This is a genomic window from Rhizobium sp. P40RR-XXII (assembly GCF_012641405.1).
Taxonomy (GTDB): Bacteria; Pseudomonadota; Alphaproteobacteria; order Rhizobiales; family Rhizobiaceae; genus Rhizobium.
In genome coordinates this window covers 245,577-268,512 of sequence record NZ_JABAII010000003.1, presented here as the reverse complement: position 1 = coordinate 268,512, position 22,936 = coordinate 245,577, and the positions used below count along the sequence as shown (strand labels likewise).

Annotated in this window: 20 protein-coding genes; 2 read left to right on the top strand and 18 right to left on the bottom strand. The window is 58.6% G+C overall.

Annotated elements, in window-relative coordinates; all coding sequences use genetic code 11:
- Positions 1 to 131 precede the first annotated feature (131 nt).
- Positions 132 to 491, bottom strand: coding sequence for an SPW repeat protein (locus tag HGP16_RS07635; protein ID WP_168839407.1), 360 nt, complete (start codon positions 489 to 491; stop codon positions 132 to 134).
- Between the two features lie 551 nt (positions 492 to 1,042).
- Between HGP16_RS07635 and HGP16_RS07630 the strand changes: the two genes are divergently transcribed.
- Positions 1,043 to 1,246 carry a cold-shock protein gene (locus HGP16_RS07630; protein ID WP_007693942.1) on the top strand — a complete coding sequence of 68 codons (204 nt, stop codon included), beginning with the start codon at positions 1,043 to 1,045 and terminating at the stop codon, positions 1,244 to 1,246.
- Positions 1,247 to 1,665: 419 nt separating this feature from the next.
- Here the strand turns inward: HGP16_RS07630 and HGP16_RS07625 are convergent, their stop codons facing one another.
- The 17 genes from HGP16_RS07625 to HGP16_RS07545 all read right to left on the bottom strand — a co-directional run bounded on the left by HGP16_RS07625 (position 1,666) and on the right by HGP16_RS07545 (position 22,302).
- Positions 1,666 to 2,238 carry a hypothetical protein gene (locus HGP16_RS07625; protein WP_168839406.1) on the bottom strand — a complete coding sequence of 191 codons (573 nt, stop codon included), beginning with the start codon at positions 2,236 to 2,238 and terminating at the stop codon, positions 1,666 to 1,668.
- A 304-nt stretch (positions 2,239 to 2,542) separates the two neighbouring features.
- Entirely contained in the window at positions 2,543 to 2,764 is a 222-nt protein-coding gene (locus tag HGP16_RS07620) for a hypothetical protein (RefSeq protein WP_168839405.1), read from the bottom strand.
- A 105-nt stretch (positions 2,765 to 2,869) separates the two neighbouring features.
- Positions 2,870 to 3,574 (bottom strand): TfuA-like protein, encoded by a 705-nt coding sequence (locus tag HGP16_RS07615; RefSeq protein WP_168839404.1) that lies wholly within the window; start codon positions 3,572 to 3,574, stop codon positions 2,870 to 2,872.
- Complete coding sequence (locus HGP16_RS07610; protein WP_168839403.1) at positions 3,571 to 4,743, bottom strand: YcaO-like family protein; 1,173 nt, start codon at positions 4,741 to 4,743, stop codon at positions 3,571 to 3,573. Before HGP16_RS07610 ends, HGP16_RS07615 begins: the two co-directional genes overlap by 4 nt.
- Positions 4,727 to 5,305, bottom strand: coding sequence for a hypothetical protein (locus tag HGP16_RS33900; RefSeq protein WP_246703284.1), 579 nt, complete (start codon positions 5,303 to 5,305; stop codon positions 4,727 to 4,729). Before HGP16_RS33900 ends, HGP16_RS07610 begins: the two co-directional genes overlap by 17 nt.
- Before the next feature lie 69 nt (positions 5,306 to 5,374).
- Positions 5,375 to 5,758 (bottom strand): helix-turn-helix domain-containing protein, encoded by a 384-nt coding sequence (locus HGP16_RS07600; RefSeq protein WP_168839402.1) that lies wholly within the window; start codon positions 5,756 to 5,758, stop codon positions 5,375 to 5,377.
- Positions 5,759 to 6,072: 314 nt separating this feature from the next.
- Positions 6,073 to 6,549 (bottom strand): cyclic nucleotide-binding domain-containing protein, encoded by a 477-nt coding sequence (locus HGP16_RS07595; RefSeq protein ID WP_168839401.1) that lies wholly within the window; start codon positions 6,547 to 6,549, stop codon positions 6,073 to 6,075.
- A gap of 52 nt (positions 6,550 to 6,601) precedes the next feature.
- The gene (locus HGP16_RS07590; RefSeq protein WP_168839400.1) at positions 6,602 to 9,316 is read right to left on the bottom strand and encodes an ABC transporter ATP-binding protein; all 2,715 of its coding nucleotides are present in this window, start codon (positions 9,314 to 9,316) and stop codon (positions 6,602 to 6,604) included.
- 236 nt (positions 9,317 to 9,552) lie between these two features.
- Entirely contained in the window at positions 9,553 to 10,698 is a 1,146-nt protein-coding gene (locus tag HGP16_RS07585) for a glycosyltransferase family protein (RefSeq protein ID WP_168839399.1), read from the bottom strand.
- Positions 10,695 to 11,954 (bottom strand): glycosyltransferase family 4 protein, encoded by a 1,260-nt coding sequence (locus tag HGP16_RS07580; RefSeq protein WP_168839398.1) that lies wholly within the window; start codon positions 11,952 to 11,954, stop codon positions 10,695 to 10,697. Before HGP16_RS07580 ends, HGP16_RS07585 begins: the two co-directional genes overlap by 4 nt.
- Positions 11,955 to 11,971: 17 nt before the next feature.
- Positions 11,972 to 13,186, bottom strand: a complete 1,215-nt coding sequence (locus HGP16_RS07575) for a glycosyltransferase family protein (protein ID WP_168839397.1) — start codon at positions 13,184 to 13,186, stop codon at positions 11,972 to 11,974.
- A gap of 100 nt (positions 13,187 to 13,286) precedes the next feature.
- Positions 13,287 to 14,462 carry an ABC transporter permease gene (locus tag HGP16_RS07570; RefSeq protein WP_168839396.1) on the bottom strand — a complete coding sequence of 392 codons (1,176 nt, stop codon included), beginning with the start codon at positions 14,460 to 14,462 and terminating at the stop codon, positions 13,287 to 13,289.
- Entirely contained in the window at positions 14,459 to 15,457 is a 999-nt protein-coding gene (locus HGP16_RS07565; RefSeq protein ID WP_168839395.1) for an ABC transporter permease, read from the bottom strand. The genes HGP16_RS07570 and HGP16_RS07565 overlap by 4 nt, the downstream gene beginning before the upstream one ends.
- Positions 15,450 to 17,372, bottom strand: coding sequence for an ABC transporter substrate-binding protein (locus HGP16_RS07560; RefSeq protein ID WP_168839394.1), 1,923 nt, complete (start codon positions 17,370 to 17,372; stop codon positions 15,450 to 15,452). Before HGP16_RS07560 ends, HGP16_RS07565 begins: the two co-directional genes overlap by 8 nt.
- Positions 17,366 to 19,276 (bottom strand): ABC transporter ATP-binding protein, encoded by a 1,911-nt coding sequence (locus HGP16_RS07555; RefSeq protein ID WP_168839393.1) that lies wholly within the window; start codon positions 19,274 to 19,276, stop codon positions 17,366 to 17,368. Before HGP16_RS07555 ends, HGP16_RS07560 begins: the two co-directional genes overlap by 7 nt.
- A gap of 160 nt (positions 19,277 to 19,436) precedes the next feature.
- Positions 19,437 to 20,774: an adenylate/guanylate cyclase domain-containing protein gene (locus HGP16_RS07550; protein WP_168839392.1), complete on the bottom strand. Its 1,338-nt coding sequence runs from the start codon at positions 20,772 to 20,774 to the stop codon at positions 19,437 to 19,439.
- 352 nt (positions 20,775 to 21,126) lie between these two features.
- Entirely contained in the window at positions 21,127 to 22,302 is a 1,176-nt protein-coding gene (locus HGP16_RS07545) for a DUF3095 domain-containing protein (protein WP_168839391.1), read from the bottom strand.
- Positions 22,303 to 22,443: 141 nt separating this feature from the next.
- Between HGP16_RS07545 and HGP16_RS07540 the strand changes: the two genes are divergently transcribed.
- Positions 22,444 to 22,923 carry a class I SAM-dependent methyltransferase gene (locus HGP16_RS07540; protein WP_168839390.1) on the top strand — a complete coding sequence of 160 codons (480 nt, stop codon included), beginning with the start codon at positions 22,444 to 22,446 and terminating at the stop codon, positions 22,921 to 22,923.
- Positions 22,924 to 22,936: the final 13 nt, after the last annotated feature.

The window sequence follows — 22,936 nt, the reverse complement described above, 5'->3', positions numbered from 1 at the left end:
TCCTCGATCCGCACTCTCACCCAAGATCAGGGCGGAGCCTGTTCCAAAGCTTAGACTGACGCCAATTGAACACTCGCCAGATACCGCCGCTTGCACGGTGGGTATAATCGATATCTGGCTCGTGTCCGTACCTAAGCGTGGGCGTGGGGATGATGAACATCCCAGACTACCCATAGTGATGCAGCGGCAGCGAGCACGCCAAGAACGATATCCGTCCACATGGCGTTTGCATTGGTAACAAAACCGAGCAGCCAGGGAGATGCAATCAGCCACAGACCGAGTGCCAGATTGACCCATTCCTCCCATTCAGCAAATACTGAAAGCGCCGCGATCGCAAACACGCCCAAAAGGACGGCAACTATCCATGCGTTCCAGCTGGGTATCATCTCGGCTGTAAAGCCGAAGATCCACGGGGAGACAAATAAACACGCTCCCAGAAGCAGATTTATCCAATTTAGCGTCTTTTTTCTTTCCATCAGAGTGATTGCCATAACAACCTCCTCCCAATAAGAAGCCCAAGATGGCTACATCCAGCGCGAAATTCTCGCCTAACTATATAAGTAATTACTATAATTCCTATTTCAAGATAAAGCGCGAGCGATGCTTCCATTGCGTGTTTGAGATTTCAGCCGCTATGGATGGTTAAGTTATCCATCATGGCTGACCTGCCCGGCATGGCGTAATATTGCCCTTCAACTTCAACTGGGCGGATATTTCCGATTGATACTGTCGATTGCCCCCAGCGCGGCTTCAATCTCTACTTTTGTGCCTCGGCTTGGCTGTTGCTTTACCTCTCAGCCGGCAGCCCCTACTGAGCTTGGCGTCGAAGCCGTTGCCGTTGCCGTGAAGCAATATGATTTCGCCGAGCGGCTTGCCCGCTGGCAATTGCGCGGAGATTTTGCAGCATCTTGGCTTGTGACTCCTGGAGGGGCATCGGCGATTGTGAAAATAAAGAAAAATTCCCGGCTGTTATTCGTGAAGCATGCGAACTATAAGTTCGGTGGGCGAGTCAAGCTCGCCACACAATTGAAGAGGAACTACCATGCCTACAGGTACAGTGAAATTTTTCAATGAGGACAAAGGTTTTGGCTTCATTACCCCCGAGAATGGAGGAACCGATGTGTTCGTTCACGTGTCTGCCTTGCAGCGCGGCGGCTCGCTCAGAGAAGGCGAAAAGGTCAGCTACGAGTTGGGCCAGGATCGCAAGACTGGAAAGTCAAAGGCCGAAAACGTCAGCGTACTCTGATCGCATGATCTAGTGAGGATTTAGCCTGATTCATTGTTGAAAACGGAAACAGGCTAAAACCAATCTCATGCTCTCGACGGGATCTGAACCCTAGATCCCGCGGGCGCAATAAGCGATTGTTTGCAGACTTGACTGGGGTCTTTTCACGATACCTGTCCGCATTCGGCTGCCAATCTGGCGCATCGAAGGTGGGCACATAGCGCTAACATTAAGATCCGTGATCGCATCGTGGCGGGTTCCAGCAAGGCCGCTGTCGCCCACGATCTCAAAGTTTCCGGAATAACCGTCTAGCAGGGACTGTCAGAGATGGCGACCAAAGCCCTGGCGGATTAAATCGCACGCGCCTCACACGCTCTGTCTGTTTGATTTCTACGGCCATGGGCAAGTCGAAATCAGCCCGATCGAAAGTTCGTATCCTTTCAATAGCAAACTTGCCGCTCTGCCTCGCCTCGGCTGTAGAGCGATCTCAGTTTGGCCCGTTGGCCATTCGACATGCTTTGGGAAAAGTCGCTCAATGCCCAAAACATCGCGATTCTTTCTAGCTGAGTCGGATTAGTCATTCCACACCGAAACAGCCCGACCAGCGCGGCGGCAAAACCCTCCCGGCTATATTGAGTATCGTCGAACCAGCTCTGCCTGGTAACGAGATCGAACACTCGCTTTAGAACTTCGAGTTCGTTTTGCGACAGATCGCCTTGTGCGAGACGTTTCAACCTTTCCATGATCCTCTCCACCGCGAGATTGCTTGCAACCCCACGTGAGCTTGGCATGAGCAGAGACTGCCATATGCCAGCTAAGTTTCCTTTTCTACGCAATTCCGGACGGAGAACCGCTATGCACTTTTCCTGGAATTGCTCTAGGCTTTTTCCGCCGGTGACTGTTGCCCATAGAATTTGCGGAATGGCCAGTGTACTCGGCAGTGTGAAGCAGCATAAGATTTCGACGCCGATGGGCGTGATAAACAATTGTCCTTGAGGCATGACCGGGGTCATGTCGCGATCAGTGTTGGCAGCCGGAGATCAGAGCCAGTTCAACGAACGGCAGATACCGCAGGCAATGGTGAGCCACGCAACAATAATCACTGCAAGCATCATGACCGCGCCCCTCATATTTGCTTGAGGCCCTTTGAAATCCGCAACGATGCCTGCCGTATCGGCGGAGCTTACCTTTCTTGCGGGCCAGCCCACCCTGCTTCCTATTCTTCTGATCAAGCTGGATCTCTCGAAGTTTCTGTGTGTCAGCGCGGTATCAAATAAATGTATCAATCGATGACGTTAGAAGAACCAAAGCTCGTTGCTAGCAGTTACCATGCGTGTCACTAACAAGCCCTTTCAGATGCACGCGAGGGAGCATCGGGAACTCGGTTTCTAAAATCGAAAAAAGAGCGGCTTGCGCTGCCTTTATCAGAAACACCGCCTGCGGTGCATCGAGCTCGCCGGCAATTTGACCGGCATACTGCATCATTTTTGCGAGCGCCAAGATCTCGCTCTGACGTTCCTGTCCTTCAAAATCAACCACTCTTAAGGCCCCATAAAATGATTTCGTGAGGGGAGATTGGCATATTTCGATTGATGAGGTGCGTTGCAAAAGCGTTGCACACGTAATGACTGCATTGAGAATCAACTACATGCGGTAAAGTTGCGGAAAGAGCTCGCGCCAGAGCGGTGTCGCATTGAAAGACCAGTCCGCTACGCGCGCGTGCAACGGCGCCCCAGCAATTGCGCGCATAAGCTCGATCGCATCTTGACGCTTCTGGTCGGTCCAGGCTTTTGCGACGAGTGCCCTCACCTGCGCCGCATCCATATCGGCGGCTTCGGCAACACGCCTCCAGGTCCGATCCTTGAAAAATACACGCCGGGCTGCCTGGGAGAGCCGCAGAGCCTCTTGCCTGCCGATAATACCTTGGCCAATCGCAGCCTCGATTGTCGCATCGACATTGACCAGTGGCACCGACAAAGCGGGATAGCCCAATTCCGCCGGGCCATGAAGAAGAGCGACGTCCGCATCCTCCTCGCGGCAGCCGGAAGCATAGTCGCCGAAGATCCGGCCGACGCCGACCATGCCGTAAGTCTGGCACTCCACCGCACGCAGCGCTCCCATGCTGGCGGCCCCAAACACGGGGACCCCTCGGGATAGGGCAAAGAGTAACTCCTTGTGCCAGACCGGCGCGACGAATTCGAACTGACCGTCGATAAGGCCGATGGCGACAGCCCCATCCTCAAGAGCTTTCACGACGTCGCCTTGGCATGCTGGCGGTCGTATGACCATCGTGCGGTCGGCAAGCGCTTTGGCATCGGGCAGGCTCGGGCCTACGAAGATCACTTTCATAGGAAACCTCTTGACAGCGCGCGGCTGCCGAAACGAATTCGGCGACCCCCGTCCGGATGTTCGAGTTGCGGCGCGAAAACCTTTGTGACCGATGCCGGCAGCCATTCCGGTGCGAGTTCGATTGCATAAAGCTGGTCGATACCGCATCCCGACAGAGTTTCGACTAGGCGGTCGAGCGCATCCCGCGTGGACTTGGCCATCATCGTCGGCAATTCGTTGAGGTTCGTCGTGTATCGCGCCTGGAACGACTGCAGGTGAGCGGGATCGGCGCGGCGTGAGAACAGCTCCGGGACAAGATCATCTCTGGCACCGGCAATGAACGTCATCCGCGACTGCACGGCCTCGGAAATCGCCCGGGCCGCGGCCACATCGGGGGACAAGGATGCTCCCGCCCCCATGGTCAAGTCGACATATCTCAGCGAGCCGTCGTCGCCTCTCGGCCGCAGCAATGCGACGACGGAGGCAACGCCTAGATCGCACGTCACATCGAAAAGGGCGAGATCGAAGTCCGCGGAGAAAATCTTCTCCAGCATCTCGCGAATACCTTCATCTTCGATGCTATGCGGATCTATCCGGCGTGCATACCGGCACGCCGGCTCGCCAACATTCCAGAGGGCGCAAGCATCCCGCTCTACCCGCTCCAGCAACCCGTGCAGGACTGCCTCGTGCCAGGTATTTCCCGACGCCAATCCGTCCGATGACACCCAAAATCGCGGGCTGACATGCGTTCGGTCAAGATGAATGGCCTCGAAGGGTACGAACATTGAGGTGTTCTTCACCAGATCGTGGGCTTGGGACCATCTGATTTGTTCGTTGGTCTCTACCGGTTGCGCGCCGATCGCCAGCAGATCGTCCAAACAATCGATCGCATGACCGCTTGCGGCAAGATCATCCTGACTTGCCATCAACGCTGAACAGAAAGGTTGGGTCGCGACCGATCGCTCGATCGCTTCCATCACCGCGGATGTTTTCGCGGAGACGTCGTCCAGACCTTTTCCCTGAGCGATCACGATCGCCTTGGAATTCGGGGCGTAGGCACACCAAACGGGAATGCCTATGCGATCGAGCTCGGTCTGGCGGCCAACACGGGTTATGCCAAGCCGTTCCAAGTAGGGCGAAACCCTAAAAAGTGTTTCGCCAGGTGGGCACGCCCTAAAATTGTTCGACACGGATGAACGAGCGCCTAACGCTCATAAAGGCCTGAGGCCGCGGAGCAACTCTGACCCCTTTGGCCCGCCAGGATGCAGCCTTGGCAAGATCCCCCTGCATTGCCCAGCTTGCCGCCGCAAGCCTGCTTGCTGGCCCCGGGTCTCTCATCCTGTCCAGATAAGCCAATGCTTCAGTATATTCCCCAAGGAAATAGCTGGCTCCTGCTGCGGTCCAATAATAGTAGTCCGGAGCAAGCGGATTGAGTTCCAGCGCGGTTGCAACCTCCGCGAGGGCATCGGCAAGCGCGCCAAGCCTGGCAACGCCGGACGCATTTTCGACAGCATCCAGATCGCACCGCAATGCGTCGAAGTTCAATGCGAGGCTCGTCGCAACACCGCTGATCAGCAGCCTGGATGATTTGGGCGTCGCGCTCGCCAAACGCAAAAGGGCCGACCTCAAATTGGCGCCGGCGGCCTGAAGATCGCCAGGCCAGAGAAAAGCCGCCAGATCCTTCTGCGGCATCGGCTGTCGACAATTGTAGAGATAGGCCAGCATGAGCAGCGCCTGTCTTGGTACATTCATACGATCACCCTTCTCATCATGGAGGGCGCAACTACCGAGTGTCGTTAAATGAAATGTCATCTTGCTGTGTCAGCGCTCGTTGTCTGGTTCGCTTGATTGCACAAAGGCGACAATCCTCGCCCGCAATCGCTTGTCCTCAATCCCCGATAAGGCTGTCTGCAGCGCGGCCCTGTGATGCTTGGCAAGTCGAAAACCGGACATTGCCTCCATGGAAGGAAGGGCGTCGTCCGATGCGCTTCTAAAGAAAAACATGACCGGCACACCAAGGATTTCAGAAATGCTTAGAAGGCGACCAGCGCCGATTTTTTCGACGCCGCATTCGTATTTCTCGAGCTGTTGAGGGCTTATGCAAAGCTTCTCGGCTAATATATCCTGCGTAATTGACAATTCTTCCCGGCGTAGTCGGATGCGTGATCCAACTTCTACGTCGATCGCATCGTATTTTTTGGCCATGAGGAAACCGCCAGAAGAAAAACTGCTTTCATGTTCGCAGGTTTCCCTCGAATTCACAATCTTCCAACACGGCACCCAAAGTCAACTTTGCACTGTATTAAGAAGTTTCCGATCGCTATTTTGAAAAGCTAGAGCGTTCAGCTTTTCACGGAAACTCTAAACCGCTCGATCTCTTTATTGTCTCGCAATTCCGGCCGGAAAACCGCCGCGCACTTTCCGGAATGACTCCAGAAGCTCGACGGCGAACACATCGTCCAGATGTCATTGATTTGCTCGGCGCCTGCGTGAAAGCACAGACACTCGACATCTCGATCTCAATGCGTGGACATCGACTGCGGCTGGTTGAGGCGGCTGCGGACGGCTGTCAGTTCCGAGGTCGTATGGTTGAGGCGGTCGGCAAGCACGCGCATGATCTCGACGGCCATTTCCGGAAAATCGCTGAGCAGCTTCAGGAAATGCTCCTTGCTGATCTTCAATGCCTCGAGCCTGGATGTGGCCTTTACCGTGGCGGTGCGGGAGACGTCACAGAGGATTGCGATTTCGCCGACGATGGAATTCACGTCAACTTCAGCAACCTTGATCTCGCCGGCCGGGCTATCGACGAGAATATCAGCAGTTCCCGAAAGAACAACGTAGGCGGCATCTCCGTGATCCCCCTGATGAAACAGGGTTTGGCCAGCATTATAGCTGACGCGATCGGACGTAAACGCCAAAAGTTTCAATTTCGCGGGTGCGATGCGCGAAAAAATCGGCACTCGCTTCAGCATTTCAACTTCGTCTTTCAGAAGCATGAGCTTCGATACCCCCAGTGTTCGGCCCCAGACGCACTGTCGAGATAGGATATTACGATAACAGTTCTTTGAACATACCGTTTTTCTCCAAAAGATCGGTACTTGACCCGCTTTCGACAAGACTCCCATGGTCGAAGACCAAAACACGATCGAACAATTCGGCAAAGCTCGGATTGGACAATACCCAGATGATTGCCGGCGCATATCCGTCGCTGTCAAATTTGCCCAGAACGGCTCTCGCAATCTGATCCTGAACGCGATGATCGAGCGCCGGCAGCGGACGGTTGCAGATGATATAATCCGCACGCTTCAATAGTGCACGGCCGAGATTGAGCTTCTGGCGCTGCACGTTCGTCAGGCGCTTGCCGCCCGAACCAACATCAAAATCCAGGCCGATCGACAGGACGCTGTCATGCATGCCGAGGCGGCCGAAGACATCATACATGATCTGGTGAATGCGCTCCGGCGCGTTGGCCTGCTGATGGGCGATGCGGCCGAACAGCACGTTGTCCATCAGGGTCGCCGACGCGGTAAAACGTTCCGGATCATAGCGCTCGATGACCTTGGTCAGATCGGCTGGTATGTTCTCGTAGAATTTCGCCCGCGCCTGGACGATCTTTTCCATCAGCACCTGGGTCAGAAGACCGAAGCGGTGACGTGGTTCGATATAGGAGAAGCTGAGGCGGATGATGGCCGCGCGTTCATCGTCGGTCGCCGCCTCATATCCCTTGCCGTTCAGCTTCTGCAGCAGCGCCTCATAGGTCGGAATATCCTCCGCCGTCATGAAGGTCAGCTGCTGGAAGAACGGATGGTCCGGCGGCAGGTCGGTGAAAAGCTCGACCGCGTTTTCGGCGATCTCCAAGCCCATGTCGTAGAGGTCTGACACGAGCCCGGTCTCGGCGAATATCTGCTGGAAATAAGGATGCGCGGCGAGCTTGCGATTGGTCATCTGCGGCCGCTTCAGCGTGCCGAACAGCAAATTTTCGCCGACCGTCGCCTGCGGATTGTACGCGTCGAACTGGAAGGGAACGACGAGGTCCTCGAGCTTCTCTTCCTCAAGCCGCAACCGCAATGCCTGCCGCAGTTCGACGATACGCGACGTCAGATCCTCATGTGCTGCCGCGTCAACATTCGAGCGCAGCGCCATGTCGAAAATATCCTGGGACATGGCAACGGCATCGAGAACCGGACGGATCACCGAATAGATATCATCCGGCCCCGTGGCGCCCGCAGCCGCATAATCGACCCAGTCACCGTTGAGATCGAATTCCGGATTGGCCGCGCGCCGCGCTTCCATCACGCGCCATTTGGCCTTGGTGGCCTCGTCGTCGGTATAGACGGGAGCAATGAGCGGCGCATGCTTGAGGCCATAGAGCAGATTGCTGCGCAAGGTACCATGGAAGAAAAAGGTTTCGGAAGAAGCATAGGCGATGCGTCGTCCGGTTATCGATTCCGGCAATTCCAGGATATCGCGGCCATCGATCGAGACACGGCCGCTATCCGGCCAGATCAGGCGCCCGAATGCTTCCGCAAGATATTCACCGCCCGCACCGCTGTCGCCCACGATTGCCACCCTTTCCCCGGGATGGATCTCGACCGAGACGTGATCGAGCACGCGGGCGCCGCTATCGTCGACGACGGTCACATTGGTCGCAACCAGGGCATGGGTGATGCGTCCGGCCGGCGCATGCGAGAGGATCTGGATTTTCGGATCGATCAATTTATCGACGCTGAACTGCTCGACCACCTGATTGTATTTGACCTGCACGTCCTGACGCGACTGGTCCCAATCGATCAGCTCTTTCAGCGGTCCGGGCAAATCCTTATAGGCATTGATGACTGCGACGAGCTGGCCGATGTCCAATCGGCCCTGCAAGGCAAGGAAACCGCCGATCAGATAGAACAGGAAGGGCGTGACCTGCGCGAGGAAATTATTGATGAATTTCACCAAAAACTTCCACTGATAGAGATCGTAGCGGATCGAAAAGATCAATCCGAGCCGATGGGCGATATCGGCACGCTCCAAATTCGTGGTGTCGTTGGCGTGAATGGTGCCGATGCCGTCAACGATCTCACCGACACGGCCGGAAAGCTCGCGCGCAGTCAGCTGGCGCTGGCGGCCGAGCTCCAGAAGCCGCTTGCGCATGCGGGGAATGACGATCGCCTGCACGGCGACGATGCCGGCGGCGATCATGCCGAGCCAGAAATTCTGCATGATGATGAAGACGAGCGCCGTCACTGCCTGGCCGCCGAGAAGGGCCGGCTGCACGAAGGCATCGCCGGTGAAGCCGCCCATCGGCTCCACCTCGTCCTTGATCATGGTGGCGATTTCCGCGGGCTTCACGCGCTTGAAAAGGATCGGAGGAAACCGCAGCACCCGATCGATCAGCTCGAAGCGGATGCGTCGCAGCATACGCTCGCCGAGCCGCCCCTTGTAGGTATTGATATACAGCTTGAAGAGGCCGTTGAGCACGACAAGGGCCAGGAACACCATGCTCAGCGCGACGAGCATCCACATGCGGGTCAGCTGGACACCCTGGAAGACTTCGATATGACCGATCAGCGGCACATCGAAGGCGATGTGCATAAAGGTCTGTGTTTGGCCGGGATGCTCGAAACCCTTACCCTGGATCGGCCCGTTGACGATCTGCTTGGGCAGGTCGAAGGACAGAAAGTAAGGGATCATCGACGCCGCGACGACCAGCAGTATCCAGATCTGCTCCAGCCGGGTGTTCGACCAAATGTAACGCGCTAGGCTTTTTTCCATTGCTTACTGCAGGCTTTCAGATTCAACGCCCAGCGCCGGCCTGATGCCGGCACCGATGTTGCAGAGATGCGGGAAGATTTCGTTGCGGATACGTGGCCCCATTGTGAAAAGGGGAACCGCCCGGTCCTTCGTCCACGCTCCTCCCGATTCATCGATTTTTCGATTTATATCACAAGATTGCAGGAATCCAGGAGGATAAAACGACAGGATGGCTCCGATAGCCGCCGCGCCTTTCTCTATATGATTTGGCGCAGAATAGCCGAGGTTCTGGCGGCACCGCCGAGATCGATGTCCGGGTTGCGCGGCTTGGGCCGCGACAGCGCGGTCTTCACGGCCCCGACCAGCAATTCGGTCGTCAATCCCGCCTCCGGCAGGGCCAATGCCAAGCCCAGCTTTTCCAGCCGCTCGGCCCTGACGGACTGCTCCGTTTCGCCGCCAGCCGTGAAGGGAACCAGAATAGCGCGACAACCGGCGACAAGAAGATCGCCGACCGTATTGTAGCCGGCTTGCGAGACCGACAGCTCTGCACCCCGCAGGAGAGATGGAAAATCCTTGCGGAAGCGAACGAGCTCGACATTGCCAGGCGCGTGTCTGGCAAGATCGGCATAGTCCTGTTCGGGCAAATTCGGCCCGGCGACCAACAGCCAGCGGCGATCCGTCGCCACGCGGCTTGCTGCCTCCAGCGATGCACGGATCAGGTCGCGCCCGACGGCGCCGCCGCCGGCCGATACGATGATATCAAAGGTTTCGACGGGTTCCGGCGGCAACGCAGGCGCGACAAGGCCCGTATAGGCAATCTTGTCGGCGATCGCCTCGGTCAAGGGAAAGGTTTCCTCCAGCCGGACAAAATGCGGGTCGCCATGAACGAGCACGCCATCGAAGTGATCGCGAAGCAGCCCTACGGTCTCCTCATCCCGCCCCGGCTTCTTCTGTTGCTGCAGGATATCGCGCACCGAGGTGTAAAGCCTCGGTTTCGGATCGGCCTTCGCAACGGCATCGAGCAGCGGCAGAAGCTCGAAACGCATCTGCCTGCGGCCGAAGGGAAATGCTTCGATGACGACGACATCGGGCGCGGCCTGCCGAAACGCATCCAGCAGCAGATCGCGGCGGCGCGATAGAAAATCCTCGCCGACGGGATTGCCGGCCTGATCGGCCAGGCCGGAAAACCCGGCGCTGCTGGCAACGACAGCGGGCAATGTGACCGAGGTGACATCCGCCCCGGGGAATCCATTTACCGGCACGCCACCGGTGACGACAGTCACCTGGCAGCCGTCCTTCGCCAGTGCGCTGGCAATGCGGCTGGCCCGCGCCAGATGGCCGATACCGAGCAGATGCTGAACGTAGAAGAAAACGCGTAACGGCTGGGAATGCGAAGCCGTCATGCGGATTTCCGCCATTGGTCTTCCCTCTGCCACTGCTCCTCGAACAGCCGCGTCAACTGCCGGATGCTGGCATGATAGTCGAAATGCTCGCGCACCCGCCTTTCGGCCGCCTCACCGAGCTTGTGACGCAGCACCGGGTTGCGAATGGCAGATTCCAGCGCGGCGGCGAGCGCCTGCGGATCCTCGGATGGGACGACAAGGCCGTTTTCGCCGTCCTCGAGCAATTCGGGAACACCGGAGACATTGGTGGAAACGCAGACGAGACGCTGGCTCGACGCTTCCACGAGCACATTGGGCAGGCCATCGCGATCGCCGTCAGCCGCCACGCGGCAGGCGAGCGCGAAGATATCGGCCTGGCGGTAATGGGCAAGCACCTCCTCCTGTGCCAACGCCCCCTTCCAGGTGAGGCGGTCGGCAATGCCGAGCGTGTCGGCCAATGCCTTCAGCTTTGCCAGCCCATCGCCCCCGCCGATGTGGGTAAAGCGCCAGCCGAGATCGCCAGGCAACAGCGCCAGCGCCTTCAGCAACACGTCGTATCCCTTCTTCTCCACCGCGCGCCCGACGCTGAGAATGAGGGCGGGGTCCGAAGCATCCGTGCCATCCCGATCGGAATGTTCGCCGGAAAAGGGGGCGAAGCGATCGAGGTCGAGGCCATGATAGCTCAGATACACCTTGTCATCCGCCTGGATCAGATCTCGCATGTGCTCGAAGCCGGTGCGCGTGCAGGTCACCGTCCAGCGGGCTCGGCCGAGCTTTTCCGAGAGCTCCCAGTCCGGCGAAGTCCAGATATCCTTGGCGTGCGCCGAACAGGTCCAGGGAATGCCCGTCATGATGCTGGCATAGGAGGTCACGGAAGCCGGCGTATGGATGAAATGCGCATGTAGCCATTCGCCGCCATCGGGCCATTCATGCGCCAGAACCAATGCCTGGCCGAAGCGCCGCACGCGGTTTGGGGTGATATCCCGCTTCAGGTCGGCGCAGAATTGCTTCAGGAGCGGTTTGAAGCCGGGCTTGCCGATGCCTGCCCACAAGGCTCGCAGCACCCTTAACGGTTCGTTGTGCAGATATTCCGGCAGATAGACGACACGCGCCTTGATCTCGTCATGGACGGGATGGCGCTTCTTGTCCGTCGGCTTGCGCATCGAAATCAGCGTCAGGTCGAAGCCGGCCTTTTCCAGGCCAAGCAGTTCCTGCGCAATGAAGGTTTCCGACAGGCGAGGATAGCCCTTGAGGACCACCAGTATTTTCTTCCGCATCGACGGCTTCCGATGACCTATTCAGCAACGATCGACAGCGGCGTGTAGCGCTCGCGATCATCGAACCACTCGCCGACGGTGCGCGAAATATGCACCAGTCCTTCAAGGCGCATATTGCTGCTGCTCGCCGAAGGCGGCGCGCGGTTCGGCAGGCGCTTCAGGGCGGTGGCAAGCTGCTTCGGATCGGCGGATTCCTCCGGCAGCAGCATATCGACAAGGCCGAGCTCGCTGGCGCGCTGAGCGCGGATCAGCTGCTCCTCACGCGGGCGGGTGCGCGGAATGATCAGCGCCGGCTTGTCGAAAGACAGGATCTCGCAATAGGTGTTGTAACCGCCCATAGCAACGACGGCTTTGGCGCCGGCGATCAACTCTTCCATCTTGTTGTCAAACTCGATCACCTGCAGACAGTCGATCTTGCTGGCGCGCTCCAGGAGCTGACCGCGCTCCTTGGCCGGCATGTACGGGCCGAGGACGATCAGCGTCTTCTGCGTCAGGGAGCTGTCCTGCTCGAAAGCGCCGACGACATCGCTGACCAAATCGGCGCCGTCGCCGCCGCCGCCTGTTGTCACCAGAATATAGTCCTCGTCGGGCACATGCTCGGATTTCGTGCCCAAAGTGGAAACGCTGCGCTGCAGGAAGCCGACGAACTCCATCTTCCGGCGCACGCCCGCGGGCACGTCGAGCCCGATAAGCGGGTCATGGAAATCCGGCGGGCCGTAGACCCACACACGATCATAGAATTGGTCGATCTTCTGCAGCGCGTTGGTTTTCTTCCACTCCGCTTCCAGCAGGTGCGGCGCGTCCATGACATCGCGCATGCCCAGAACGAGCGTCGTGCCGCGCGCCTTGAGATAGGTCAGCGTCTCTTCGACCTCGCCCTTGAGACCCAACGGCTCCTTGTCGACGATGAAAATATCCGGCTGAAAGGTTTCCGCCGTATGGCGGATGATCGATTGCCGCATCTTCAGCGTTTCCTGCAGGGCGACATGGCTCGCCATCGACGTATATTCGCCGTCACGCAGCTTGATGACGCTTGGTACTTTGACGAAGTCCACGCGGGATCGATAATCGAACGCCCCGGCAATCGTCGCGCCGGAGATGATCAGCACGTTCAGCCCGCGATAATCCTCCACAAGCGCATGTGCGATCGTCCGGCATCGCCGCAGATGGCCGAGACCAAACGTGTCGTGGCTATACATGAGGATTCGAGCATCTTCTAAACGCCGCTTCATTGGTAAAACCTCTGGGGGTAAAAGTCACAACGCGGTTTGTCGGCAAACGACATCCACGACCGCTCGTCGAATTGCAATCCTGTCTTCGCCATTCACCCTGCTATTTGTAGGGATCGGCGGCATCGCGCAACCCGTCTCCTAAAAAGTTGAACGCCAGAATAACCAATATCACGGGGACCATCGGAAAAAGAAGCCATGGATAGAAGGCGATCACGCTAACGTTCTTGGCCTCGGTTAGCAGGATGCCCCAACTGGTGATCGGCGGCCGAAGGCCCAATCCGAGGAAACTTAGGGCAGTTTCGCCGAGAATCATGCTCGGAACCGAAATCGTCGCGGTAGCGATCAGGTGCGACATGAAGCCGGGGATGAGGTGACGGCCGATGACGCGCGGCGTGCTTGCCCCCATCAGTTGCGCGGCAAGCACATAGTCCTCCTCGCGCAAGGATAAAAGCTTGGAGCGCACGGCGCGCGCAAGCCCGGTCCAGTCCAGTATGCCGAGAATGATGGTGATGCCGAAGTAAACGATGATCGGGCTCCAGCTCACCGGCATGATCGCTGCAAGCGCCATCCACAGGGGCAGGCTCGGCAGCGACTGCAACACCTCGATCACGCGTTGCACGAGAAGATCGAAAAGACCGCCATGATAGCCGGCCAGCCCCCCGATGACGATGCCGAGCAGGAAGCTGATTGAAATGCCGATCAGGCCGATCGTCAGGGATATGCGCGCGCCATAAATGACGCGCGACAGGACGTCACGACCGAGCCTGTCCGTTCCGAGCAGATACATCTGGCCGCCGACAGCCGGGCAAACCACATGAACGTTCGAATCCACCAGCCCCCAGAAGCGATAGGCGTCGCCGCGGCAAAAGAAGCGGATCGGCTGCACGTCGGAGGGGTTGTCGGTATAGATCCGGCGCAGCGTCTCGATATCGAGCGTCATCTTGCGGCCGTAGACGAACGGCCCGACGAAATTGCCCTTGTCGAAGAGATGAATCATCTGCGGCGGCGAGTGAATATAGTCGACATTGCGGGTATGCAGCCCGTAAGGCGCCAGGAACTCGGCAATCACGATCATGCCATAGGCCAGTAGCAGGAAAATGCCTGATGCAAGCGCAAGTTTGTGCTTCTTGAACTTCCACCACATCAGCTTCTTTTGCGAAGCCATGTAGTAGCGTTGCTGGCCGGCGGACATGGTCTCGAACTGATCCGGATCGAAATCCGCATTCGAGACGTAGTGCTCCAGGGGGGCACCGGGCTTTGGCAGGGATACGCTCACTTTGTGCTCCTGCCTTGCAAGCGGATGCGGGGATCGAGAAAGCCAAGGGCGATATCGGAGATCAGCACGCCGATGACGTTGAGAAAGGCCAGGAACATCAGGAAGGAGCCTGCAAGATACATGTCCTGGCTCTGCAAGGCCCGGATCAGCATCGGGCCGGTCGTTTCCAGAGACAGCACGATGGCGGTGATCTCGGCGCCGGAAATGATCGAGGGCAGGATCGATCCGATATCGGCGACGAAGAAATTCAGCGCCATGCGCAACGGATATTTCACCAGCACCCTCAATGGGTGCAGCCCCTTGGCGCGCGCGGTGACGACATATTGCTTCTGCATCTCGTCAAGCAGATTGGCGCGCAGACGGCGGATCATGCCCGCCGTGCCGGCGGTGCCGACGATGATGACCGGAATCCACAGGTGCGACAGGATCGAGCGCGCCTTTTCCCAGCTCATCGGCTGCGACAGATATTTTTGATCCATCAAATGACCGATCGATACGCCGAACCAGACATTGGCGAAATACATCAGGATCAGCGCCAGCATGAAGTTCGGAATGGCGATGCCGAGCAGCCCCAGGAAGGTCAGCCCGTAATCGCCCCAGCTATATTGATGGGTGGCGGAATAGATGCCGATCGGGAAGGCGATCAACCAGGTCAAAAGGATCGTCGTCATCGATACGAGGATGGTCAGCCAGAGCCGATCGCCGACGACCTCCGAGACCGGCAGCTGATATTCGAAGGAATAGCCGAAATCGCCGTGCAGCATACCTCCAGCCCAGTGCAGATATTGAAGCGGCAAGGGCTTGTCGAGCCCGTATTCGTGGCGAAGATTCTCCATGTCCTGAAGATTCGCGGTGTCGCCCTGGGCGCGCAATTCGGCGATCTGGCTATCGAAGAAGTCGCCAGGCGGCAGCTGGATGATCGTAAAGACCAGCATCGAGATGACGACCAGCGTCGGGAGCATGACCGCGATGCGCCAGAGGATATATCTAAGCATTCGGACGATCCTCCTTCATCCAGAAGGTGTCCGGCATGTAGACGCCGAGCAGGCAGGTCGGATCGAAGCCGTAAAGCGCCTTTTCCGGCACGTTCTGCATATGGGCCGAATGCACGACCGGCTGTAAAGTGCTGTTGATCAGACCGATGGAGAAAACCTGGTCCGCATAGATCTTCAGCATCTTGTGCCAGACCTCGGCGCGCTCGAAGGAGGAGGCAGCCTCTTCCCATTCGCCCAGCAGCTTGATCAGCTCTGCCGCCTCCGGCACGTCCGGAGCCACCCCTTGCGTCTGGCGCGACAGATAGTACATGCCCCAAAGCGGCCATTGCATCTGGTCATTAGTCGTCGGTGCCAATTCGCCTGGATTCATGTCGGCCGTTGCCACACCATTGTCGAGGCCATACCACAGCGACATCAGAATGCGGCCGCCCATGGCGCGGCTGCGGAAAATATCACGCTGGGACACGCGAATAAAAAGTGCGATGCCAACCTTGCGCCAGTGATCGGTGACCAGCTCCAGCACGTCGGAATCGAGCGTGCTTTCGCCCGGTGTCTCAACGGTGATTTCCATTCGCCGACCGTCTGGCAGCAGGCGGACGCCGTCTTTATCCCGCTTGCCAAGGCCGACAGCGTCCAGAAGAGCATTGGCCTGATCCGGATCGTGCTCGATCCAGGCAGAGGCATACTCAGGTTTGAAAAGCGGGCTGTCGGGCAATACCGTGTTGGCGCTTGCTGTTCCGAGACCGTAGAAGACAGCCATATTGATCTCGTGACGATCGATCGCAAGCGACAGCGCCCTGCGCACCCGAACATCGCGCAAGAGGTCGCGCCAGACGTTGTCGGCGCTGTTCAGATTGGGATACAGGGCAACCCGCGACCCACGCGCCGCCTTCCAGAGATTGACCTTGATCTTGCTCGAATCGCGCTTCTCGGCCTCCTTCAGGAAGGTATAGTCGTTGAAGTCTATGCCGGTTGCCTGCAGGTCGCTTTCTCCAGCACCTGTCTTGGCCGGAATGATCGACGACGAGCTGATGTTCAGGATAAGGCGATCGATATAGGGCAGCTGCCGGCCGTTCTCGTCGACGCGGTGGAAATAGGGGTTGCGTTCGAACACGAATTGCTCGGCCGGCGGCGCCGTCGTGTTTTTCCAGGGATCGAGCACCGGCAGATTGGGATTTTCAGGGCGGTACGAGCGGCCCATCTTGATATGCAGGTCCTGCCATTTCTTCGCCCTGTTTTCCTGCATCAGCGAGGAGAGACGAATCTTGTCCTGGTATTTCTTATGGAACTGCTTGAGATAGTGGGCAGGCCCGGCAATGACGAGCGGCTGCGGAGCGGCGAGGATCGGCAGGAAATTCGGATTGGGGTCATCCCAGGTGTAACGCACCGTCAGCTCGTCGAGCATCTCGAAATTCGGCAGGCTTCCGTGCGGACGCAATTCGAGCGCTCCGCCGCCCGGTGTCAGTTCCTTGTTGAGGATGACATCCTCCCACCAGTAGCGGAAGTCGTTGGCGGTAAACGGATGTCCATCGGACCATTTGTGTCCGTCACGCAGCTTGAAGGTGAAGACCGTATCGTTGACGGCGGAATAGGATTCCAGAATATCCGGCTGCAGCGTCAGCGTGCGATCATAACCCACGAGGCGCGCATAACCGTAGATCGTCATGAGACGGATATCGTTCTGACTGCCGATGATCATGCGAACGGAGCCGCCGTAGCGGCCGGGCACGCGCCCCATGGCAGCCACGTCGACGACGCGCGGAAATTTCGGCAGCCGCTTCGCAAGATGCGGCATCTGACCGGCGCGCAGCCAATCGGCGAGATATTCCGGCTCGTTGTCGACCTCCGCGGCGGCGAGAGGCGACGGCAATATGGTGGAGGCCAGCAGGCCGAGAAAGGTCCGCCGCGTTACCATTTACGCAGCTCCTGGGCTTCGACGCCCCGGCGGGCGCGAACGAAATGTCCGCCCCCCAGATCCGCATAGGCAAGCTCTCCGTCCGCTTCTTCAGAGAATTGCGGCCCCCATTTCTGTTTGGCGGCCGGCCCCTCGCTGTTCAGTGCGGAGAAATCCAAAGGGCGGTCGAGATCGGGGAACGGGACTGCGGCGAGCAACGAGCGCGTATAGGGATGAACGGGATCGCGCAGGATGATTTCGCGCGGCGCGATTTCGACGATGCGTCCCCGCGCCATCACGGCGATCCTGTCGGCCATATAGTCGACCACGGCGAGATTGTGCGAGATGAACAGGTAGGTCAGGCCGAGTTCCTTTTGCAAGTCCTTGAGGAGGTTCAGGATTTGCGCCTGCACAGACACATCGAGCGCCGAGACCGGTTCATCCAGGATGAGAAGCTTCGGCCCAAGCGCCAGGGCACGGGCAATGCCGATGCGCTGGCGCTGGCCGCCCGAAAAGCTGTGCGGGTAGCGGCTGAGAAAATGCTTGTCGAGGCCGATCGCCTGCATCAGCGCCTCGACCTTCTCCTTGCGCTCGGCGCTGTCGCCATGCCCATGGATCTCCAGGGGCTCGCTCAGAATATTGCGGATCGTCATCCGCGGAGAAAGGGATGAAACCGGATCCTGGAAGACCATCTGTATCTTCGTGCGAAGATCCATCAATTCGTCGCTCTTGACGGAAAGCACGTCGATCTTGCCGCTGCCGTCGTCGAAGCTGACGGAACCGCTGTCGGCCGTGATACCGCGCATGAGGATCTTGCTCACCGTCGTCTTGCCGCAGCCGCTTTCGCCGACCAAGCCAAGACATTCGCCGCGGCGGATATCGAAGCTGACATTATCGACCGCGCGGAACTTCGTGCCGTTCCGCCTGCCGAACAGGCCGCCGGCCTTCGATGTATAGGTCTTGGTCAGGTTGCGCACGCTGAGCAGGACATCGGGCGTCGTGCCGGCAGCGGGCGCGACGTGGCCGATCAGTTTCTTCTTGCCGGAGAAAGTGCCGAGATTGACGGGAACATCCCGCAAGGATTTCAGCCGCTCCCCCGGTTTCATGTCGAAATGCGGCACCGCCGACATCAGGGCTTTCAAATAGCGATGCTGCGGCTGGCGGAAAATCGTTTCAACCGGCCCGGCCTCCATGATCTCGCCATGGTAGATGACGACGACCTCGTCGGCCATATTGGCGACGACGCCGAGATCATGGGTGATCAGGAGCATCGCCATGTTGAAGGTCTGCTGGAGATTGCGCAGCAGCCCGAGAATTTGCGCCTGGATGGTGACGTCAAGCGCGGTCGTCGGTTCATCGGCAATCAGAAGCGCCGGATTGCAAATCAGCGCCATGGCGATCATCGCACGCTGGCGCATGCCGCCGGAGAGCTGGAAGGGATACATGTCGAAGGTATGGTAAGGATCCTGAAAGCCGACAAGGCTCAGCATTTCCTCCGTCTTCTCGCGCTGTTCCGCCCTGCTGATGCCGGGGCTGTGAATGCGGAGCACTTCGCTGATCTGGTTGCCCACCGTGTGCAGCGGCGACAGCGACGTCATCGGCTCCTGGAAGATCTTGGCCATGCGCGCACCGCGCAGCCTGCGCATGGCGGCTCCGTCACGCGGCAGTTGGAGCAGATCTGTGGTCTTGCCGTCGAGCGGGTCGGTAAAAAGGATTCGCCCCGTCGCCGTCGCCGGCGCCGGCAGGATGCCCATGATCGACTGGCTGATAATGGACTTACCGGAGCCCGACTCGCCGACGAGCGCCGTGACCTTGCCGGGAAGCACCCGCAAACCGGCGTTTTTGACGACACGCAGATTGTCCCCGTAAAGGGAAAACGAGACGTCGAGGTTCTCAACACGCAGTAGATCAGTCCCTGACGCCATACATATTACTTCCCGCTCACATGACCTTTGTGGCCTTAGGCGGCACACTAACGTAGGGCATAACGGGTGTCTAGCTGGTCAAAGCGGTGCAAAGACTGTAAAAAATCTGTCGTCTTTCCAGTGATATATCGGCCTATGCTGAACCAGGCGGCGGCGGAGGTCACTGGGTCAGGTTTTCGACTTGAACACGGCCTTCGAACTTCTTGGCATCCCTGTGCAAGAGGATGACCTGCTCGGCTTCGGAGAGCCCGTCAGCCGCGGTGTCGTGGAAAAATTCCACCGTGCCGTTGGCAATGGCGGCTGCCATCGGAGAGACCACGGTAAAGCGCTGGCGCACGCCGCGCAGCTTTTCTTCGCCGAGCGTTCCCCACTCGCAGTCGGTGTAGCCGGAAAAGGCCTGGCTCGCGACAACCTCCGTTCCATATTTCTTGGTCAGGGACTGCAGCCGCTCCACCTCGTTGACGGCGGCGCCGAAGGCCGAGAAGGTCAACCGATCCTTCAATCCGACATTGCCGAACATGACGTTGCCGACATGCAGGCCTATTCCGTAACGCACCTCGCTCAAATTGCGCGACCGGCGATCCTTGTTCAGAGCAGCAACGCGGCGCTGTGCCTCGAAGACGGCCGATAGCGCGGCTTCACAGGCCACCTTGGACGGATCCTTGTGCCGGCCGCAGGGATAGACCGCCAGAAAACCATCGCCGAGAAAGCTCATGATTTCGCCGCCATTGCGGTTGAAGGGCGCTGCGATCGCATCGAAGAACTCGTTCAGCGTGTCGATATAGGCCTGTCGCCCTTCCTTCTCGGCATAGACGGTGGATTGCCGCATATCGCCCATGACCAGGGCCGCACGGATCGTCTCGCCGTCGCCGCGGCGGACCTGCCCGTTCAGCACGCGCTTGCCGGCATCGCCACCGAGATAGGTGGTCAGCATATTGTTGGCGAGCTTACCCAGAACCGCCATCTTGGCCGCCATGGCGAGATGGTTCTGCATGCGCATCAGCGCTCCAATCATCTCCTCGCTGAAGCCGCCGATGCTGTCGGTGGACCAGGAGCCCATCATGCCCTGGACCGAGCCGGCTCCGAAGGTCTGCACGAAGGCCATGTAGTCGGTCACCTTCTCCTTGCGCAGATCCTCGAAAATCGGAAACTCCGCGGCTCCATCCACATCGATCCGCCGACGCAGATGCAGAAGATTGTTGGACAGGAGATAGTAATAGGGGCTCTGCATGAAGCGTTCGGGCTTATCGTTCACATGGCGATAGCCTTCGATCGTCAGACCGCCGGCCCGTCGCCAGGTAAACCCAAGAGCGTCATAGAGCGGATGCAGCATGGAAAAGGTCAGATGCACGCGAATGAGCGGCATTCCCGTCGCCGCCATGCGCTCGCAGAAGCCCCGCACGATGGTCTCCAGGTTTTCGCCGGTCAACGCCGCCTGCGTCAGCCATTCCGCCACCTTATCGAGAAGAAGATCGGAAACACTCGAATGAATAGTCATTATCCCCGCGGCCTATCTTGAAATGCCTGATGTTTCGTCCCGGCCATGGAAAGCCGCCATCTCCGTAACCCTGCCCATCGGCTTGAGGTCGGACAAAGTTATCATGCGACAGCGTCGATGCTTTCCTTCACCAGGTCATGTCGACGCCAGAAAATTCGGCTGCATTTCTCCCACGCCCCCGCATATGAAATGCAGCAAAACACAATCGCCGCAAGCGACGACTCTCATTTTGTTCTCTTTGAGATAAGGCGCATATGACGCTGAAACAATGGGTAAAAACGCGGCAGGTCGATAAAAATCGCAACCGCGACCCATGGCCTTCCCGTCGCGTCACCGCTCCATTACGCGAAAATCACTCGCCTGCGGCAAGCACCGGCGGCTTCTTTTCCCGCAGGGCCATTGCCGCCATCGCATATCCTCCACTCGCACCATCGATGAAATGCATATGGTCGCGCATGAGCGGGGTCGGCACGAAGCAGGTCATCAGGGCGCTGTCCTGCCGGTGCAGCCCGAAGCGGCAGACACCTTCGGCCTCGGCCTGCAGCAGACGCGCCTCGATGCGCTTGAGGTGCGCGGCATCGACGTCGATGGTCATTTTCAGCCCATCGTCGAATTTGCGGAAATCGGAATTCGCCGCAAGGTCCCGCCGATAGATCTTGGCATCGAAGGTCGCGGCCCTGACGCCGAACCTGTCGAGAATCCACACGAGGACGATCTGCGCATCGATGGCCAGCTTCCGCCACCAGCGATCGGCCGGAGCGGCCACGGCGCGCGCTTCGATATCCGCCCCGCCGAAGCTCAATACAGGCGTTGGGCCTTCGACCGGGACCGGATGGCCGTCGCGGTTCTGCTCGGCGGAAATGGCAATGATATCGGCAACCAGCCGCTGAAAGCTTGCGTCGTTGCCGGCCTCGCCGGGAATGGCGATGATGGAGACGATCTCGCCGTTTTGCGCCTTGATCGGGTTCCAACGGCAGGAAAGACCGGTCAGATCCGGCTCCGCCTTTGTCGGCAGCGCCTCGACGATGAATTGCCCCGCCTTCATCTGCCTTTCGGCCCAGCTCGTCCCGCCGCCGGAAAACATGGCATAGGAAACGTAGTCGCTCGGGCTGAAGCGTGCGACCCGCACGTCCAGGCCCTCGCCGCGGATCACCGTCATCGGTACCAGGGCCGTGCGCAGGTCGAGCTGCAATTCCTCCATCACCCAGGCCCGGACAGCCGCCAGCGCATGCCGTACCCGCTCCTCGCCCGACGGGGGGATCGCCACCAATGCGCCGTCCCCTCCGAAGGCGAAGGGATAATCGCCTCTCTCCAATGCGTTGAGCACGGCGGAAATCACGCTGGCGCCTGCCATATTGACAGATTTGTAATGGCCGGCGGCAATCGCCTTCGTCGAGCTGACGATATCGGCGATCGCAATCAGCCAGTCGTCCGGCAGCGGTTGATAATTGGCGCTGTCAGTCACGCCCTCGAAGCGGGTGAAGCCCGTGAGTCTATGGAAGAAATCATCCTTGGATGGCTCGACCATGATATTCCCCTTCAGTGAGCGCCGCGACAATCTATCCCTACAGCAAATACGCCGAAAAACCAGCGGGCGGTCGACGTCATATGCCAGCCGTGCTACTGCCGCGAATGAAGGCACCAAAACGCCAAGGATATTTCTAATACGATGAGCCGCCTGGATAGTTTCATTCGCCGCCTGAGCGCGCAGCGCGACATCCTCAATGCCGTTGCCGACGAGGTCAGAACGCTTGACGGTCCCGTGCTGGAACTGGGGCTCGGCAATGGCCGCACCTTCGACCACCTGCGCGAACTTTTCCCTGATCGCCGCATCGTCGCATTCGATCGGGCAGCCAATGCCTATGGCCCGTCCATGCCGTCGGCTGACAATCTCATCCTTGGTGAAATCAAGGATACTGCCAAGAGCTTCGTCGGTGCGAGGGCCTCGCTTGCCCATGCGGATATCGGCACCGGCTACGAGGACAAGGACGCGGTGACGTTGACCTGGCTGCCCGGGATCATGGCCGGCGTGCTCGCTTCAGGCGGGATCGCCGTCAGCGGCCTTCCCCTCGAGCATCCGGATCTTCAGGCGCTGCCCCTGCCCGAAGCCGTCAAGGAAGGGCGCTATTTCATCTATCGGCGGCGCTAAGGCATTTCCAGGA